The organism is Pleomorphomonas oryzae DSM 16300 (assembly GCF_000422965.1).
GTDB classification, from domain to species: domain Bacteria; phylum Pseudomonadota; class Alphaproteobacteria; order Rhizobiales; family Pleomorphomonadaceae; genus Pleomorphomonas; species Pleomorphomonas oryzae.
Window position 1 is genome coordinate 339,162 of sequence record NZ_AUHB01000003.1, and the last position, 16,168, is coordinate 355,329.

Sequence of the window (16,168 nt, forward strand, 5' to 3'; positions counted from 1 at the left end):
CCCCTTGCAAGCCATCCGAGCTCAGTTGGATCGAAGCCCCCGAAGATCTGCGTCGATGGAAAAGTCGGTCATGGACGTCCGGTCGTCATCGGCAAGCATTTTCACCAAATCGATGATGGAGCGCCTGACCTTGGCGCTCTTGATGCGGACAAAAGCCTTGTTGAGAGCCACACCGTCCTGCGTCAGCACAGAGGCATCGGCAGCATCCAAAAACAGATCATCCTCGACATGGGAATGATTGGCGATGTTCTCGAAAAAGAAACCTATCGGCACCTCGAAGACCCTGGCGATCGTCTGGAGACGGGACGCACTGATACGGCTCGTTCCCTTTTCATATTTCTGCACTTGCTGAAAAGTAACGCCCAACTGTTCCGCCAGCTTGCCTTGACTCATACCAACGAGAAATCGGCGCATCCGAACGCGTGAACCAACGTGGACATCGATTGGGTTGGGCGACTTGACGGTCATTGGAGTCTCCAGCTTGGCGATGGTCGACGAGCGTCGTAACGATCAAGGTAGCTTAGGGAGCTGGCCGGGAGAGCCACACTACGAATTAGTGTATTTCATGAAGCGCACAAAATAAAGTAGCGAGAAAGCATTGATCCAAAATGTCGACGTTGGTTTGCATTCTATTGAATTGGCCGGCAAATCGAGCCCCGATATGTAAAACCATCATTTCCATCCGCCCAAGCGGTTGAATTCCTTAATTGCTCCCGCACGCGGGAATAGACTACTATGACCGGTCTGAGCAGACGGGCGCTAGAATCCTGTCGCCAAAGGGATGAGACGGAAGAGGAGGCCTGGTGCCAATGACCGGGGCCGATTGCGTATTGGGTGTGGACCTGGGTACCTCATCGGTGAAAGCCGTTTTGGTGGACCGGGACGGCCACATTGTTGGGCAAGGGCGAGCGGAATACGGTTTCGTCAGTCTGCACAGTCTGTGGGCCGAGCAATCATCCGAGGTGTGGTTGCATGCCTTTACCGAGGCCGTGCGGGAAACCCTGCTACGCTCGGGTGTCACGGCCCAGAATGTCAAGGGAATGGCGGTATCGGCCATTGGCGGCGGTACTGGCATTCCGGTCGACGTCGGCATGCAGCCGATCCGCCCTTGCCTGCTCTGGCTCGACCGCCGCGCCAAGACCGAAAGCGAGCGCGTTCGCCAGATGATCAGCGAGGAGGATCTCTACGCGATCACAGGCAACGGCGCGGACTCCTATTTCGGGTTCACCAAGATCCTCTGGATCAAGAACCATGAGCCGGAGGTGTGGTCGCGCATCAACTATTTCCTGCCGCCCAATGCCGACATCATCTACCGGCTGACCGGCGAAATCGCCGTCGATCATTCGCAGGCCTGCAACATCGGCGGCGTTTATGACCTCGGCAAGCGGGCCTGGTCGGAGGAAATGGCCGATATCCTCGACATTCCTCCTTATTTCTTTCCGGAGCGGCTGGTTGGCTCCCAGGAGATCGTCGGGCGTTTGCATAAGGCAGGCGCCCGTATGCTGGGACTGACGGAGGGATTGCCGGTGTGCGCCGGCGGCGTTGACGCGGCGGTCGCCACGCTTCGGGCCGGTGTGGTGCATGAGGGCCAGCATGCTGCCATGCTGAGTTCGTCAACCTGCTGGGGGTTCATCCACGCCAGCGCCGATCGCTTTCCCGGCCTTGTCTCGATGCCCTATGTGGTCGACAGCGAAACGCTGACCTATTCCTACGGCGGCTCTGCGACCTCCGGCTCGGTTGTTCAGTGGTTCCGCGACAATTTCGCCGATAACGAACGCTTGGTGGAATCTCTGACCAGTGGTGGCAAACGGCGCATCTCTGCGTTCGATCTTCTCGACGAACATGCCTCGACCATCCAGCCGGGCTCCAATGGCCTGATGGTATTGCCCTATTTCATGGGTGAGCGCAGCCCGATCTGGGACGTCGACGCGCGCGGCACGATCACTGGCCTCACGCTCAACCATACCAAGTCCCACCTTTATCGGGCCATTCTGGAAAGTGTCGCCTACGCGCTCAAGAACAACATCGACTATGGCAGTGCCGCCTTCCAGGGGCTGGAAGAGCAGCTCACCGTCGTTGGCGACGTCTCGAAATCCGATCTCTGGGTGGAGATCATCACCAACGTCACCGGTCGGCCGGTGCGGGTGCTGCCCAACAGCGGCAAGGCGGCCTACGGCGCGGCGGTGATCGCCGCCTACGGCATCGGAATGATAGACCGGGAGCAGATGAGCGACTGGCTGAGCGTTCAACCCGCCAAAGTATTGACCCCGGATGCTGCCGCCAGCGCCGTCTACGAGCGCACCTTTGAGAACTTCAAACGGCTCTACGAGCACATGAAGTCCTATTTCCCGACGGCCACCGAGACATGACGACCCGCTTCAAGCGGCGGCGAAACCCTCCAGCGGGAATTCATATTCCTGGGCCTCCTGCGACTTGCGGCGGAATTCACTGGGCGTGACGCCAATCACCTGCCGGAACAATCTGTTATAGTTAGATACGTTATTGAATCCGACCAGATAGCAGATCTCCTGGATGGAGCGTGACGTAGAGAACAGATATTCACAGGACTTGTTGATCCTTGTCTTGATGACGTAACGGCGAAAACCGATACCGGTACATTCGATGAACCATCGCGAGAACATCTTGTAACTCATGCCAACAAGATCGGCGGCCGCCTCCATCGAGACGTCTTCCTCAATGTGCTCGTGGATATAGTCGACCACTTTGTTGAACCGCCGGAGCGACGCGGTGCGCATATCAATGAAATAACGCGACGTTCCGAGCACCGTCTTGCGGCGGCACTGCTTCAGCTGGTCGATAATTCGCATGAACGAGATGAGTCGTTCCAGCGGGTCCTGACTGTCGATGGTGTTCATCAAGCCATAGACTGCGCGCTGCGTCTCACCGCCGTACTCGACGCCGAACACTGCCTCGTCGAAGGCAGGACGCAAAAGGCGCAGCTCCATGAGTACGTTGGCACTGGCTTCGATCCACTCCTTGCGAAATTGGAGAATGAGATCGCGCTCGGGAACCATTGTTCCGCTACGGGCGTCGCTGACGAAGTTATGCGGTGTGTAGGGGCCGATGAGAAACAGGCTGCCGGGTCGGAAGTTCAGCACGTTGTCGCCGATGAACAGCTTGCCGCTAGTCCTGACGATTTGGTGCAGTTCGTACTCCGGATGAAAGTGCCATTTGTCGCTGTCGTTTGGCCATCCGCAGCGCTCGAAGCGGAAGGAATTTCCGAGGCTGTTATCGTTCACCACGAGCGATGGCTTCATCTCCGGCATGGTCAGTCGGTCCTCGTTCATTGGACAGTCGCGACAGAACTACCCGACATGATCGGGAGGCGGCGACATCCCTGTCAAGACAACCAAGCCGCCCCGCAATGGCCACTCAGACCAAAGACTAAGCGGCGGGCCAATTCCATAGGTAACTCAAGGGATGGGTGGAAAAAGTACAAGAGAAATCAGGAAAACCGTCTAGGGGGTGTAGCGCCGGTCGGCTAGAACGAATTCGCCGAAAGGCAATAATTACGGAGGAGACGTTATGAATATCCATGCAAAATCGGCGTTACTCGCCGCTTCGGCGACGCTTGTCCTATCGGCAGGCGCAGCTTTCGCCAAGGACGCTCCCAAGATCGGTGTTTCCTTTCAGGAAATGAACAACCCATACTTCATCGTTATGAACGAGGAAGTCACGGCGTTCGCCAAGCTGATCGGAACGAATACCGAAGTTTACGTCGCTGACGCTCGTCATGACGTTTCCAAGCAGCTCAGCGACATCGAGGACATGGTTTCCAAGGGTGTCAATATCCTGGTCGTGAACCCGACGGACTCCGAGGGTGTGCGCGCCGCCGTTGAAGCCGCCAAGGCCAAGGGCGTGACGGTGGTGTCCGTCGACGCGCAGGCCGCTGGCGTCGACGCTTTCGTCGGTTCCAAGAACTACGACGCCGGCGTGCTCGCTTGCGATGCCCTGGTCAAGGACATTGGTGGCAAGGGTGAGGTTGCCATCCTCGACGGTATCGCCGTCGTTCCGATCCTGGAGCGCGTGCGTGGTTGTAAGGACGCCCTGGCCAAGGCGCCGGACGTCAAGCTGGTCGACACTCAGAACGGCCGCCAGGAGCGCGACATCGCCGTTGACGTCGTCGAGAACATGATCCAGTCGCACCCGAACCTGAAGGGTGTCTTCTCGGTCAACGACGGTGGTGCGATGGGCGCCCTCGCCGCCATCGAAGGCTCGGGCAAGGACATCGTCCTGACCTCGGTCGACGGCGCTCCCGAAGCCACCAAGGCGATCGCTGCCGGCTCGGCCTTCAAGGCCACCGCCGCCCAGTTCCCGCGTGACCAGATGCGCATCGGCCTTGCCATCGCTCTGGCCAAGTACATGGGCGCTCATGTTCCGGCTGTGATCCCGATCGACGTTCAGCTCGTCGACAAGTCCAACGCGGCGACCTTCGCCTGGTAATCGACCGCCGCGGGGAGTTAGGCCGACGCCTCTCCCCGCGGCGAAACTCGCTTTCCGGACAGTCCGATCAGCATTGCCGTTTGAAACGGCGCGCTCCGAGGGTTCCGCCATGCTCGAAATGAAACATATCACCAAGAGGTTCCCCGGCATCGTCGCCCTCAACGATGTCTCCCTCTCGCTGAAACGCGGCGAGGTTCATGCGCTCGTCGGTGAAAACGGCGCCGGCAAGTCGACGCTGATGAAAATCCTCTCCGGCGTCTACCAGGCCGATGAAGGCGAACTGCTGATTGATGGGAAAGAAGTTCACCCGACGCGGACACGCGAGTCGGAGAAGCTCGGTATCAACATCATTTTCCAGGAATTCAGCCTGGTTCCCGATCTCAACGCCTATGAGAACATCTTTCTCGGCCGGGAGATCCGCACCAAGCTTGGCACGCTCGATAGCCGTGCCATGCGCCGCATGGCGCGTGAGGCTCTCGACCGGCTCGACATGCATTTCCCGCTCGACTGTCCCGTCGCAGACTTGACGGTGGCCGAGCAGCAGTCGGTCGAAATCGTCAAGGCAACCATCTTCAAGTGCAATTTTCTGGTGCTCGACGAGCCCACGGCGACGTTGACGCCGCGCGAGGTCAAGAAGCTGTTCGAAGTGATCGAGCGCCTTAAGGCGCTGGGCGTCGGATGCTTCTTCATTTCCCATCATCTCGAAGAGATCTTCGAGATTGCCGACACCGTGTCGGTGCTGCGCGACGGCTGCCACGTCTACACCGGCCAGGTCAACGACTGCACTCAGGACGAGCTGATCTCCAAAATGGTCGGCCGCGAAGTGACGCAGGCCTTCCCGCCGAAGCGCGGCGTGGCCGAGGAAGCTGACGCACCGATTATGGAGGTGCGCAAACTGCGCTTCCCCGGTTCGGATGAGATCTCGTTCGAAGTCCGCCGCGGCGAAATTCTAGGCGTTGCGGGACTGGTCGGCGCCAAGCGGACCGAGAGCTTCCTGGCATTGATCGGCCGCGATCCTTCGATCGAAAAGGAAGTGCTGTTCCAGGGCAAGCCGATCGAGCTGCGCTCACCGCATGAGGCCCTGACCCACGGCATCGGCTATCTGCCCGAGGACCGCAAGCGGACCGGCCTGTTCCTGCCGTTCTCGATCCGCTCCAATATCGTGATCAGCACGGTGGCCAGGTTGACCAACAAGCTCGGCATGGTCTTACCGCGCGAAGAGAAAACACTCAGCGATCGCTTCATCCAGCGCATGCGCATCCGCACCACCTCCGACCTCAAGACGGTGTCGGAACTGTCGGGCGGTAACCAGCAGAAGGTGATCATCGCCCGTTGGCTGGCCAGCAATTGCAAGCTGTTGATTTTCGACGAACCGACCCGTGGCATCGACGTAGGCGCCAAGGCGGAAATCTACGTCATGCTGCAGGAGCTGGCAGCACAAGGCCTTGGCGTCATTGTGATTTCATCCGACCTGCCGGAAGTAATCGGTCTCTGCGACCGTGTTCTGGTCATGCGCTACGGCTCGATCCGCGCCACGCTGACCGGCGCCGACATCAACTCAGAAAAAATAATGCTTTACGCCTCGGGAGGTGAAAATGGGTGAAGCTGCTGCCAGCGGCGCGACGTCGCACGAGGAACCCACCGGACTGGTCGGCCTTGCCAAGGCTACCGTGGCCCGGCCGGAGTTCGTTTCCTTCGTGGCGCTGATCGTCCTGATGGTTCTCACCTCGTTCATGAATGAGAACTTCTTCACGGTCGACAATCTGCTCAACATCACGCGTCAGGTCTCCACCACCGGCATCATCGCCGTCGGCATGACTTTCGTCATCCTGACGGGCGGCATCGACCTTTCCGTCGGCGCCATCGTGGCGCTCGCCTCGACGTTGATGGCCGGCATGATCGCCAACATGGGCTTCCCCTTCTGGCTGGCGTCCCTGGTGGCCATTCTCGGTGGAGCATGTACTGGTGCCGTGTCGGGCTTCTTCATTGCCCGCTTCGCCCTGCCCCCGATCATCGTCACGCTGGCGATGATGGAGATCCCGCGCGGTCTCGGCCTCATCTACACCAATGGCTATCCGCTGCCGATCGATCGGGAATTCGGTTTCATCGGCCGTGAATACGTGTTGGGCCTGCCGATCCCGACGCTGATCATGCTGATCGTCTTCGCGGCGGCCTACTTCGTGCTGAACCGCCTGCCGATCGGTCGCTACGTCTACGCTGTCGGCGGCAACGAAGACGCAGCCATCCTGTCGGGTATCCGCACCGCTCGCATCAAGCTGATGGTCTACGCCGTCTCCGGCTTCACCGCCGCCATCGCCGGCATGATCCAGACGTCGCGTCTCCTGTCCGGACAGCCCAACTCGGCCATCGGCGTGGAACTCGATGCCATCGCAGCGGTCGTGCTGGGCGGCACGGCGATCACCGGTGGACGCGGGCACATCGTCGGCACCTTGATCGGCGCCCTGCTGCTCGGCGTGCTCAACAACAGCCTGAACATGATCGGCCTGTCGCCCTACAGCCAGCGCGTCGTCAAGGGTGTCATTCTGCTGATCGCCGTCCTCATCGGTTATCTCCGCAAGCGGAATTCACGCTGAAATAACATCGAGGCGCCTCGATCCATGCGAGGCGCCTCGGATAAGACCCGGACCACCCAACCAAACACCCGCTAGCCGCCAGACCCTGTGTCCGGCGACCGGACCCTCTTTGTCGGCGCAAGGCCGAACCAGTCCCGCGTTTTTCCAGAGGACCAGAGCCGTGACCTACTTTCTCGGAATCGACATCGGCGGAACCGTCATCAAGAGCGGCCTCTACGACGCCGAAGGGCACGAAAAGGCCGTGGCTTCCGAGGTCGACAACGGCGTCGCCGCCCACGTCGGCTGGTCCGAGCGCGACATGAACGCCATGTGGCGGATCGTCGCCGGCACCATTCGCCGCGTCGTATCCGAAGCGGGCGTTTCGGCCGACGAAATCGCCGGTGTCAGCTTCTCCGCCCACGGCAAGGGACTCTATGCCCTCGATGCCGATGGCGAACCGATCCGCAACGGCATCATCTCCTCCGACAATCGTTCGCTGTCCATCGTCAAGGACTGGAAGGCCAAGGGGCTCGACGCGGCGAGCTATCCGTATGGCTATCAGCAGCTCTGGACCGGCCATCCGGTATCGCTGCTCGCCTGGATGAAGGCCAACGAGCCGGACAACTACAGCCGGACGCGCCATGTGCTGATGGCCCATGACTTCATCCGTTACAAGCTGACCGGCGTCTTTGCCGCCGAGGTCACCAACATCTCCGGCAGCAACCTCTACAACGTCGAGAAAGGCGCCTACGACCCCGCCCTCTTCAAGATGTTCGGCATCGACGAGATGGAGGGCTGCCTGCCGCCGGTCGTCGGGTCTGAGGAATGCGTCGCCGGCCTGAGCGCCAAGGCCGCCGAGGAAACCGGCCTCAAGGTCGGCACGCCGGTATTCGGTGGCTTCTTTGACGTGGTGTCGGCGGCCGTCTGCGCCGGTCTTGCCGATCCGAGCTTCGTCAATGTGGTGATGGGCACCTGGACCATCGTCACCTGGACAACCGATCGCATCCTGAAGCCGACTGGTGACGCCTGGCCCTATATCTGGGGCCGCTACTGCATGCCGGACCGCTACTTCGTCCACGAGGGCAGCCCCACTTCGGCCGGCAATCTCGAATGGTTCGTCCGCACGTTCCTCGGCGGCATGCCCGACTGCTACCGTCAGGCCGACCTGATGATCTCTGCCTTGCCGAAGGCGGGCACCGGCATTCAGTTCCTGCCCTATCTCTTCGCCTCCAACCTCGGCGACGACCTGTCGGCTGGCCTGCATGGCCTCGCCAATGCCCATGGCCTCGGTCAGGTGCTACAGGCGGTTTACGAGGGGATCTGCTTCTCCCAGCACGTCCATCTCGAGCGGATCGTCAAGCTGTCCGGCCGCGACAAGACCTTGCGCCTGACCGGCGGTCCGACCCGCTCCAAGCCCTGGATGCAGATGGTCGCCGACATCTCGGAGATGCCGGTCGAGGTCATGCACGTCGAGCAGTCCGGCTGCCTCGGCGCGGCCATCGCCGCCGCCGTCGGTTCCGGCGTCCACAAGGGCTTCAAGGAGGCCATGGCGGCGATGTGCCCGTCCGGCGCGCTGATCGAGCCGGATGCCAAGAGCTTCTCTGCCTATCGCGAAAAATACGCGGCCTTCCGCCGCCTGGCCGAAACGCTGTCCGCCCTGCCGGCCGGACGCTGAAAGAGCCATCAAGATCTGGAGGACGACGTGACCCGAGAGGCGCTGCCCAACCCGCTGGGCATCTACGAGAAGGCACTGCCGAAAGACCTCGACTGGCCGGCGCGGCTGGCGCTTGCCAAGGCACTGGACTTCGACTTCGTCGAAATGTCGATCGACGAGACCGACGAGCGCATGACGCGCCTCAGTTGGACCAAGGCCGAGCGCGCCTCCTTCTGCGCCAACGTGAGTGAATTCGGCGTTTCCGTGCCGAGTGTCTGCCTGTCGGCCCATCGGCGCTTCCCGTTCGGCAGCCGGGAAGCGTCGACGCGCGTCAAGGCGCGCGACATCATGCGCCGGGCCATCGATCTCTCCGTCGATCTCGGCATCCGCACCATCCAGGTGGCTGGCTACGACGTCTACTACGAGGAAGCCGACGTCGGCACCAAGGAGCGGTTTATCGAGGGGCTGCAATGGTCGGTACGCGAAGCGGCCAAGGCGCAGGTGATGCTGGCGGTCGAGATCATGGACACCGCCTTCATCAACTCGATCACCCGCTGGCGCGAATACGACCAGATCATCCACTCGCCCTACTTCTGCGTCTACCCCGACCTCGGCAATCTCACGGCTTGGGGCAACGACGTCGACGCCGAGCTCAGGGCGGGCATCGATCGCATCGTTGCCATTCACCTGAAAGATACGCGCAAGGTCACCGGCGACTTTCCCGGCCAGTTCCGCGACGTACCGTTCGGTGACGGCTGCGTCGACTTCAAGTCCTGTTTCGCCACGCTCGCCGACCTCGGCTATCGCGGTCCCTTCCTGATGGAGATGTGGACCGAGAAATCCGACGAGCCGGTGGTGGAGATCGCCACGGCTCGGCGCTGGATGATCGAGCAGATGCGTCTCGGCGGCCTGCTGCAGGCGGCATGAAAAAACACCAGAGGAAACGCCCAACAAACAAAGTGAATGTCCGTCGGAGACGGACGAAAGGAGACTGAAATGGCTGTGAGTATTGAAGGTCAGGTTGCCGCCATCACCGGTGGTGCCTCCGGTATCGGCTTGGCTTGCGCCAAGGCCATGGCCGACGCCGGCGCCCGTGTCGCCATCGTCGACCGCGACGACGAAGGTCTCGCCAAGGCCTGCGCCGAGATCGGCCCCAAGGCCTTCCCGGTTCGCATCGACCTGCTCGACCCCAAGAGCGTCGCCACCATGCTGCCGAAGATCCTGGAGAAGGCCGGCAAGCTCGATATCCTGCACGCCAACGCCGGCGCCTATATCGGCGGCGACGCTGCCACCGGCGATCCCGACGCCTGGGACCGCATGCTGAACCTCAACATCAACGCCGCCTTCCGCACCGTGCATGCCGTTCTGCCCTACATGATCGAGCGCAAGCACGGCGATATTCTGATGACCAGCTCGGTGGCCGGCGTGGTGCCGGTGATGGTCGAGCCGATCTACACCGCGTCCAAGCACGCCGTGCAGGCATTCACGCACACCGTCCGCCGTCAGGTTGCCAAGTACGACGTGCGCGTTGGCGCGGTGCAGCCGGGCCCGGTGATCACGGCTCTCCTCAAGGACTGGGTGCCCGAGCGGCTTGCCGCCCTCAAGGCGGCCGGTGGCCTGATCGAGCCCGAAGAAGTCGCCGACGCCGTCATGTTCATGCTGACGCGGCCGCGCAACGTTATCGTTCGCGACCTGGTGATCCTGCCGGCTCAGTTCGATATCTGAGCTCCTCCCTCCGGCAGACTGGCGGCGGCGTACCGACGGGAACGCCGCCGCTTCCTTTTGAAGGCATTCGTTTCTCGCCACAGTCCCGCAATGTGATTATCTTGCCTGCCAAGCCAATGTCTGGAGAGATAGTCATGTCGCAGGTCAGGGTCCGCCCAATGGGGGCTACCGCCAGTCTCGATCGCACCGGTCACGGCGGCGTGGTCGCCCGCTCGGGAGCCAGCCTGACGCTGGCCGGCTCGCCGTCGATGGAAGGCTTCAACCCGCTGGAGTTGCTCGACGCCTCATTGGCCGGCTGCCTGGCGCTCAGTGTCCGCATCGCCGCGCGCAATCTCGGCCTCAACGATCGGCTTGGCTCGGTCTCGGTGGAGGTGATCGGCGCCAAGGCAGCCGAGCCCCCCTCCCGCATCGCTCGCCAGACCTGCCGCTTCGCCATCGAGGGCGATTTCAATGACGCCGAGCGACGGTCGCTGATCGAGGAAGCCCATAAGGTTTGCACGATTGGCAACAGTTATCACGCGGCGATCGACATCATCGACGGCGAGCCGCTCTTGTAATTTTCTACAATGGGTTGAACCTTGTCTATGGATGCCTAGACCAGTAAAATAATCTAGTTATCAGGCGTTCAGCGCAAACCTGTTTCCAGCCCGCCAAGCATTTGAGGCGGCGCCGACATTCTCATTTCCCATGCCTCGGCTAGACTGGCCGCAACAGGTCGCCCAGTCGGCCGTCATCCGAGGAGAGAAACATGACCGCATTGCCCATCCGCGCCAGCCGGGCGCCCCTTTCGGTTCTGAAAGCCACGACGGCTGCGGCGCTGCTCGTGATGGGCCTCGGGCCGGTTCTGGCCGCCGAAGGCGGCACTGACGCCACCATCAATATCGGTTCGCTCTATGAGCCGCAGAATCTCGACAACACGGCGGGTGCTGGCCAGGGTATCAACGAGGCCTTCAATGGCAACGTCTACGAGGCCATGTTTCGCCTCAATGACGACGGCTCGGTTTCGCCAAGTCTCGTCAAGGACTTCAAGGTCTCCGACGATGGCCTCACCTACACCTTCGTGCTGCAGCCGGGCGTCACCTTCCACTCCGGAGATCCGCTGACGTCGGCGGACGTCAAATGGTCGATCGAGCGCGTCACCTCGCCGGACAGCAAGAGCTCGCGCAAGAACTCGCTGAAGCCGATCGCTTCCATCGAGACACCAGATGACGCCACCGTCATCGTCAAGCTGTCGTCGCGGTCGATCTCGCTGCCCTACAATCTCTCCTACGTCTGGGTGATCAACGACAAGGCCAAGGACCTGCAGTCCACCGAGGACGGCACCGGTCCCTACGCCCTCGAGGGCTGGCAGCGTGGCGCGCAGCTTGCCGTCAAGCGCTTCGACAAATACTGGGGTCCGAAGCCCGAGAACGGCGAAGTCGTCTTCAAGTATTTCACCGAGGCAACTGCCCTCAATAACGCGCTGCTGACCGGCGCGGTCGACGTCATCACCTCGGTGCAGAGCCCGGATTCCCTTGCGCAGTTCAAGGACAATCCGGACTTTACCGTTGCCGAGGGCAAGTCGACCACCAAGCTGATCCTGGCCTACAACGACCGTGTCGCTCCCTTCGATAACGTCAAGGTGCGCAAGGCGCTGGCCCGCGCCGTCGACGACAAGAAGCTGCTCGAGGCTGTCTGGGGAGATTATGGCACGCTGATCGGCTCCTTCGTGCCGCCGACCGATCCCTGGTATGTCGATCTCACCAAGACCGACGCCTATGATCCGGAAAGCGCCAAGGCGCTGCTGACCGAAGCCGGCTATCCCAACGGTTTCACCTTCACTATCGACACACCCAATTATGACCCGCATCCGCTCGCCGCGCAGTTCCTGCAAGGCGAGCTGGCCAAGGTCGGCGTCAAGGTGAACATCAACGTCATCACGGCCAACGAGTGGTACACCAAGGTCTACAAAGCGCATGACTTTCAGGCGACCTTGCAGGAGCACGTCAACCACCGCGACATCGTGTTCTACGGCAATCCCGACTTCTATTGGGGCTACAACAATCCCAAGGTCACCGACCTGATCAAGGCTTCCGAAGAGGCGAAGACCGTCGACGAGCAGACCGAGAAGCTGAAGGAAGCCAATATCCAGATCGCCGAGGACGCTGCCAGCAATTGGCTCTACCTCTATCCGCAGATCGTAGTCTCCAAGAAGTCGGTCTCCGGCTACCCGCTCAACGGCCTCAACTCGCAGTTCTTCGCCTACGGCATCAAGAAGGCGGAGTGATTTCTGCCTCGGTCGCCGGCAGAATCCGCTCACGCGGTTTCGCTCGCCTGCTCGACACGCAACGCCGCCCAACCTAAGCTCGGGCGGCGTTTGCCGCTTTTTCAAAGGTGCCGCCATACTCGCCTATGTCGTCCGCCGGACGGCGATCCTCCTCGTTTCGGTGCTGATCGCCGCCGCTGTTCTTTTCCTGCTGTTGCGCCTGTTGCCGGGCGATCCCGCCAACGCGCTCGTGTCGGTAGGCGCTGACGCACAGCAGATCGAGGCTGCCCGCCGGCAGGTTGGCTCCGACTTGCCGATCTCCGCGCAGTTCGTCCGTTATCTCGGCCAGCTCGGCAGCCTGGACCTCGGCACATCTTTCGTATCCGGCGTATCCGTCCTCGAGGAGATCGGCCGTCGCCTGACTGTAACGCTGCCGCTGACCGCCCTCGCCTTCGTCAGTGCTATCCTGCTCGCCCTGCCGCTCGGCATTCTTGCCGCCGTCAAGCGCGACCGTTGGTATGGCGGCCTCATTTCCGTCGTCTCGCAGCTCGGTGTCGCCGTGCCGGTGTTCTGGATCGGCATCCTGCTGGTGACCGCTTTTGCCGTGAAACTGCGCCTGTTTCCGTCGAGTGGCTTCCCGCCCTCCGGCTGGCGTGATCCGCTGGCCGCCCTGCACCAACTGGTGCTGCCCATTCTCACCATCGCCCTAGTCATGTCGGCCTCGCTGATCCGCTACGTCCGCTCGGCAACGCTCGACGTCATCGGCTCCGACTATCTCCGCACCGCCCGGGCACTCGGCGCCGGCTATGGCGAGGCGCTTGTCCGCCACGGCATCCGCAATGGCGCGGTACCGGTGATCTCCATTCTCGGCATCGAACTCGCCTCGACACTGCTCGGTGCCGTGGTGGTGGAGCGCGTCTTCTCGCTGCCCGGTCTCGGATCGATGCTTCTCAGTGGCATCGAGCAGCGCGACTATCCGAGCGTGCAAGGCGTGCTGTTCATCTCGACGTTGATGGTCCTCCTCGTCGGCTTTGCTGCCGACCTCATCCAGCGCCTCGTCGATCCGCGCCTGCGTGGGCCGAGCGGAGGCCGGTCATGACCGACGCAACGCCCGCCCTTTCCCCGCCATCTTCCCCACGCCTGACACCTGCCTTCGTCATTGGCGCAACGCTCGTCGGCCTTCACGTCATCGTCGGCCTCATCACCCTTTTCTGGGCGCCTTACGATCCGACGGCGATGACCGGCGGCCGCCTGGCGCCGCCATCGCTGGCCCACTGGGCCGGCACTGACCGGCTCGGCCGCGACCTGTTCACCGAGATCATGGTTGGCGCCCGGATTGCGCTGGCAGTTGGTATCGGAGCCGTGGCGATCGCCGCGACCATTGGTGTTACCATCGGCCTGTTGGCTGCTTTCGCCTCCCGTACCGTCGACGATGTGCTGGCGGCGACGCTCGACATCCTCATTGCCTTTCCGACACTGCTGCTTGCCATGCTGATCGTCGCGGCAAGCGATGGTGCCAGCCTCGGCACGGCCATTCTGGCCATCGGCATCGCCGCCTCGTCCATTGTCGCCCGCCTCACCCGCATTCTGGCGCGGCGCGTGCTCGCCATGGACTACATCACCGCCGCCCGTGTATCGGGAACCGGCTGGCTCGGTATCGTCCGCATCCACGTGCTGCCCAACATCTGGCCGACACTGATCGTCAACCTCGCGCTGCAATTCGGTCTCGCGGTCATCGCGGAGGCATCGCTGTCCTATCTCGGCCTGGGCGCCCCGCCACCCAACGCCTCCTGGGGGAGGCTTCTTCAGGAAGCACAGGCCACCGTCTACACAGCACCCTTCGGCGCCGTTGCGCCGGGCATTGCTCTGGTATCGCTGGTCATCGGCCTCAACCTCTTCGCCGACGGTCTCCGTGACGTCGCGGACCCGACCCGGCGGAGGCGTTGATGGCCGATCTTCTCAACATCGAAAACCTGACCATCCATCACGCCAGACAGCCGCTGGTCTCCGGCGTGTCCCTCAGCCTCGCGGCTGGCGAACGTGTAGGGCTGATCGGCGAGAGCGGTTCCGGCAAATCGCTGACGGCACTCGCCGCCATCGGTCTCCTGCCAGAGGGAATGACAGCATCCGGCTCCGTTCTGCTCGCCGGCCAGCAAGTGATTGGTGCCGCCGAACGCGATATCGTCGGTTTCAGGGGCACCGCCGTCGCCACCATCTTCCAGGAGCCACTGACCGCGCTCGATCCGCTGATGCGCATCGGGGATCAGATCGCCGAAGTGCTGCGCCGCCGCGCCCGCCGCGATGGACGATCGGTGTCCCGAGCTGACGTAGCCAATGAAGTATTGGCCCTGATGGCCCGCGTTGCCCTGCCCGATCCCACCCGCCTTGCTCGCGCCTATCCGCATGAGATGTCCGGCGGTCAGCGTCAACGGGCGGCCATCGCCATGGCTCTCGCCAGCCGGCCGAGCCTGCTCATCGCCGACGAGCCAACGACGGCGCTGGATGTCACCACGCAAGCGGAAGTGCTGAAGCTTCTCGAAACGCTGGTGCGCGAGGAGAACATGGGGCTGTTGTTCATCAGCCACGACCTGCCGGTGGTTGGTGCTGCCGTCGACCGCGTGCTGGTGCTGCGGGCCGGCGAACTGGTGGAAGAAGGGCAGATTGCTGAGGTGTTCGGCCGGCCGCGCCACCCCTATACCCAAGGGCTCGTCGAGGCGGCCCGCGCCTTCGATCATGCCATCGGAGCGGCACTATGAGCCTCATCGATCTCGCCGCCGTCTCCTTTGCCTACGGCCGCAGCCGCAAAGTGCTCCACGATATCGATCTTCGGATTGAGGCGGGCCGCAATCTCGGCATCGTCGGCGAAAGCGGCTCCGGCAAGACCACCATCCTGCGCCTGTTGCTCGGCCTTGCCCGACCAACATCCGGCAGGATCGCCTTTCGGGGTGAACCGCTCGATCCGCGCGACCGGCTGTTCATGCGCGGGTTCCGCCGATCGGTCCAGGCCGTGTTTCAGGATCCCTATTCCTCGCTCGATCCGCGCCAGAAGGTAGCCGACATCATTGCCGAGCCCCTGCGATCGCTGAACGTCGACACGGACATTGATGCCGCCGTTGCAGAAGCGCTGGCTTCGGTCGATCTTCCTTCCGGCGCGGCGGGCCGCTATCCGCATGAGTTCTCCGGCGGCCAGCGCCAGCGTATCGCCATCGCCCGCGCCATCGTGTCGCAGCCAGAGCTGGTCCTGGCCGACGAGGTGGTCAGTGCGCTCGATCTGACGACGCGCATCCGCATTGTCGATCTTCTGAAATCCTTGTCGGAAAGAACGACGCTGGTGCTCGTCTCGCACGACATCGGGTTCGTGGCCCTCCTCTGCCAGGATCTCGTCATCCTGGAGAAGGGCCGCATCGTCGAGCAGGGATCGGCGCGGAATATCCTCTCGGCGCCAAAACATCCATATACGCAACGTCTGCTCGAAAGCACGCCACGTCTGCCCGACTTTACCTAACT

Annotated in this window: 15 protein-coding genes; 13 read left to right on the forward strand and 2 right to left on the reverse strand. The window is 62.0% G+C overall.

Features of this window, described 5'->3' with window-relative positions; genetic code table 11:
- Nucleotides 1–21: 21 nt before the first annotated feature.
- Nucleotides 22–468 carry a helix-turn-helix domain-containing protein gene (locus G522_RS25950; protein ID WP_051228403.1) on the reverse strand — a complete coding sequence of 149 codons (447 nt, stop codon included), beginning with the start codon at nucleotides 466–468 and terminating at the stop codon, nucleotides 22–24.
- Nucleotides 469–809: 341 nt separating this feature from the next.
- On the opposite strand from G522_RS25950, the gene G522_RS0106980 reads away from it, so the two are divergent.
- Nucleotides 810–2,369: an FGGY-family carbohydrate kinase gene (locus G522_RS0106980; RefSeq protein WP_026790419.1), complete on the forward strand. Its 1,560-nt coding sequence runs from the start codon at nucleotides 810–812 to the stop codon at nucleotides 2,367–2,369.
- Nucleotides 2,370–2,378: 9 nt separating this feature from the next.
- On the opposite strand, the gene G522_RS25955 is transcribed toward G522_RS0106980, so the two are convergent.
- The gene (locus tag G522_RS25955) at nucleotides 2,379–3,287 is read right to left on the reverse strand and encodes a helix-turn-helix domain-containing protein (RefSeq protein WP_169453490.1); all 909 of its coding nucleotides are present in this window, start codon (nucleotides 3,285–3,287) and stop codon (nucleotides 2,379–2,381) included.
- A gap of 265 nt (nucleotides 3,288–3,552) precedes the next feature.
- Between G522_RS25955 and G522_RS0106990 the strand changes: the two genes are divergently transcribed.
- The 12 genes from G522_RS0106990 (at nucleotide 3,553) to G522_RS0107045 (ending at nucleotide 16,166) form a co-directional block, all read left to right on the forward strand.
- On the forward strand, nucleotides 3,553–4,464 hold the full coding sequence (locus G522_RS0106990) for a substrate-binding domain-containing protein (RefSeq protein WP_210162901.1): 912 nt from the start codon (nucleotides 3,553–3,555) through the stop codon (nucleotides 4,462–4,464).
- 109 nt (nucleotides 4,465–4,573) lie between these two features.
- The gene (locus G522_RS0106995; protein ID WP_026790421.1) at nucleotides 4,574–6,067 is read left to right on the forward strand and encodes a sugar ABC transporter ATP-binding protein; all 1,494 of its coding nucleotides are present in this window, start codon (nucleotides 4,574–4,576) and stop codon (nucleotides 6,065–6,067) included.
- Nucleotides 6,060–7,058 (forward strand): ABC transporter permease subunit, encoded by a 999-nt coding sequence (locus tag G522_RS0107000; RefSeq protein WP_026790422.1) that lies wholly within the window; start codon nucleotides 6,060–6,062, stop codon nucleotides 7,056–7,058. The genes G522_RS0106995 and G522_RS0107000 overlap by 8 nt, the downstream gene beginning before the upstream one ends.
- 160 nt (nucleotides 7,059–7,218) lie before the next feature.
- On the forward strand, nucleotides 7,219–8,712 hold the full coding sequence (locus G522_RS0107005; protein ID WP_026790423.1) for an FGGY-family carbohydrate kinase: 1,494 nt from the start codon (nucleotides 7,219–7,221) through the stop codon (nucleotides 8,710–8,712).
- Nucleotides 8,713–8,739: 27 nt separating this feature from the next.
- A complete protein-coding gene (locus tag G522_RS0107010) occupies nucleotides 8,740–9,618 on the forward strand; it encodes an L-ribulose-5-phosphate 3-epimerase (RefSeq protein WP_245586606.1) in 879 nt (292 codons plus the stop codon).
- A gap of 69 nt (nucleotides 9,619–9,687) precedes the next feature.
- On the forward strand, nucleotides 9,688–10,416 hold the full coding sequence (locus G522_RS0107015; protein ID WP_026790425.1) for an SDR family oxidoreductase: 729 nt from the start codon (nucleotides 9,688–9,690) through the stop codon (nucleotides 10,414–10,416).
- Nucleotides 10,417–10,550: 134 nt separating this feature from the next.
- Nucleotides 10,551–10,973, forward strand: a complete 423-nt coding sequence (locus G522_RS25960) for an OsmC family protein (RefSeq protein ID WP_036838359.1) — start codon at nucleotides 10,551–10,553, stop codon at nucleotides 10,971–10,973.
- Nucleotides 10,974–11,164: 191 nt separating this feature from the next.
- On the forward strand, nucleotides 11,165–12,682 hold the full coding sequence (locus G522_RS0107025; protein WP_026790426.1) for an ABC transporter substrate-binding protein: 1,518 nt from the start codon (nucleotides 11,165–11,167) through the stop codon (nucleotides 12,680–12,682).
- A gap of 115 nt (nucleotides 12,683–12,797) precedes the next feature.
- A complete protein-coding gene (locus G522_RS0107030) occupies nucleotides 12,798–13,760 on the forward strand; it encodes an ABC transporter permease (protein ID WP_051228405.1) in 963 nt (320 codons plus the stop codon).
- A complete protein-coding gene (locus G522_RS0107035; protein ID WP_026790428.1) occupies nucleotides 13,757–14,608 on the forward strand; it encodes an ABC transporter permease in 852 nt (283 codons plus the stop codon). Before G522_RS0107030 ends, G522_RS0107035 begins: the two co-directional genes overlap by 4 nt.
- Complete coding sequence (locus G522_RS0107040) at nucleotides 14,608–15,417, forward strand: ATP-binding cassette domain-containing protein (RefSeq protein ID WP_026790429.1); 810 nt, start codon at nucleotides 14,608–14,610, stop codon at nucleotides 15,415–15,417. The genes G522_RS0107035 and G522_RS0107040 overlap by 1 nt, the downstream gene beginning before the upstream one ends.
- The gene (locus G522_RS0107045; RefSeq protein ID WP_026790430.1) at nucleotides 15,414–16,166 is read left to right on the forward strand and encodes an ABC transporter ATP-binding protein; all 753 of its coding nucleotides are present in this window, start codon (nucleotides 15,414–15,416) and stop codon (nucleotides 16,164–16,166) included. The genes G522_RS0107040 and G522_RS0107045 overlap by 4 nt, the downstream gene beginning before the upstream one ends.
- Nucleotides 16,167–16,168 lie beyond the last annotated feature (2 nt).

What these genes read in the sequence shown, in the direction of transcription:
- G522_RS0107040 (WP_026790429.1), top strand. Translation starts at nt 14,608, where the DNA reads ATGGCCGATCTTCTCAACATCGAAAACCTGACCATCCATCACGCCAGA.
- G522_RS0107015 (WP_026790425.1), top strand. Translation starts at nt 9,688, where the DNA reads ATGGCTGTGAGTATTGAAGGTCAGGTTGCCGCCATCACCGGTGGTGCC.
- G522_RS0106980 (WP_026790419.1), top strand. Translation starts at nt 810, where the DNA reads ATGACCGGGGCCGATTGCGTATTGGGTGTGGACCTGGGTACCTCATCG.
- G522_RS0107000 (WP_026790422.1), top strand. Translation starts at nt 6,060, where the DNA reads ATGGGTGAAGCTGCTGCCAGCGGCGCGACGTCGCACGAGGAACCCACC.
- G522_RS0107025 (WP_026790426.1), top strand. Translation starts at nt 11,165, where the DNA reads ATGACCGCATTGCCCATCCGCGCCAGCCGGGCGCCCCTTTCGGTTCTG.
- G522_RS0107035 (WP_026790428.1), top strand. Translation starts at nt 13,757, where the DNA reads ATGACCGACGCAACGCCCGCCCTTTCCCCGCCATCTTCCCCACGCCTG.
- G522_RS0106995 (WP_026790421.1), top strand. Translation starts at nt 4,574, where the DNA reads ATGCTCGAAATGAAACATATCACCAAGAGGTTCCCCGGCATCGTCGCC.
- G522_RS25955 (WP_169453490.1), bottom strand. Translation starts at nt 3,287, where the DNA reads ATGCCGGAGATGAAGCCATCGCTCGTGGTGAACGATAACAGCCTCGGA.
- G522_RS0107045 (WP_026790430.1), top strand. Translation starts at nt 15,414, where the DNA reads ATGAGCCTCATCGATCTCGCCGCCGTCTCCTTTGCCTACGGCCGCAGC.
- G522_RS25950 (WP_051228403.1), bottom strand. Translation starts at nt 468, where the DNA reads ATGACCGTCAAGTCGCCCAACCCAATCGATGTCCACGTTGGTTCACGC.
- G522_RS25960 (WP_036838359.1), top strand. Translation starts at nt 10,551, where the DNA reads ATGTCGCAGGTCAGGGTCCGCCCAATGGGGGCTACCGCCAGTCTCGAT.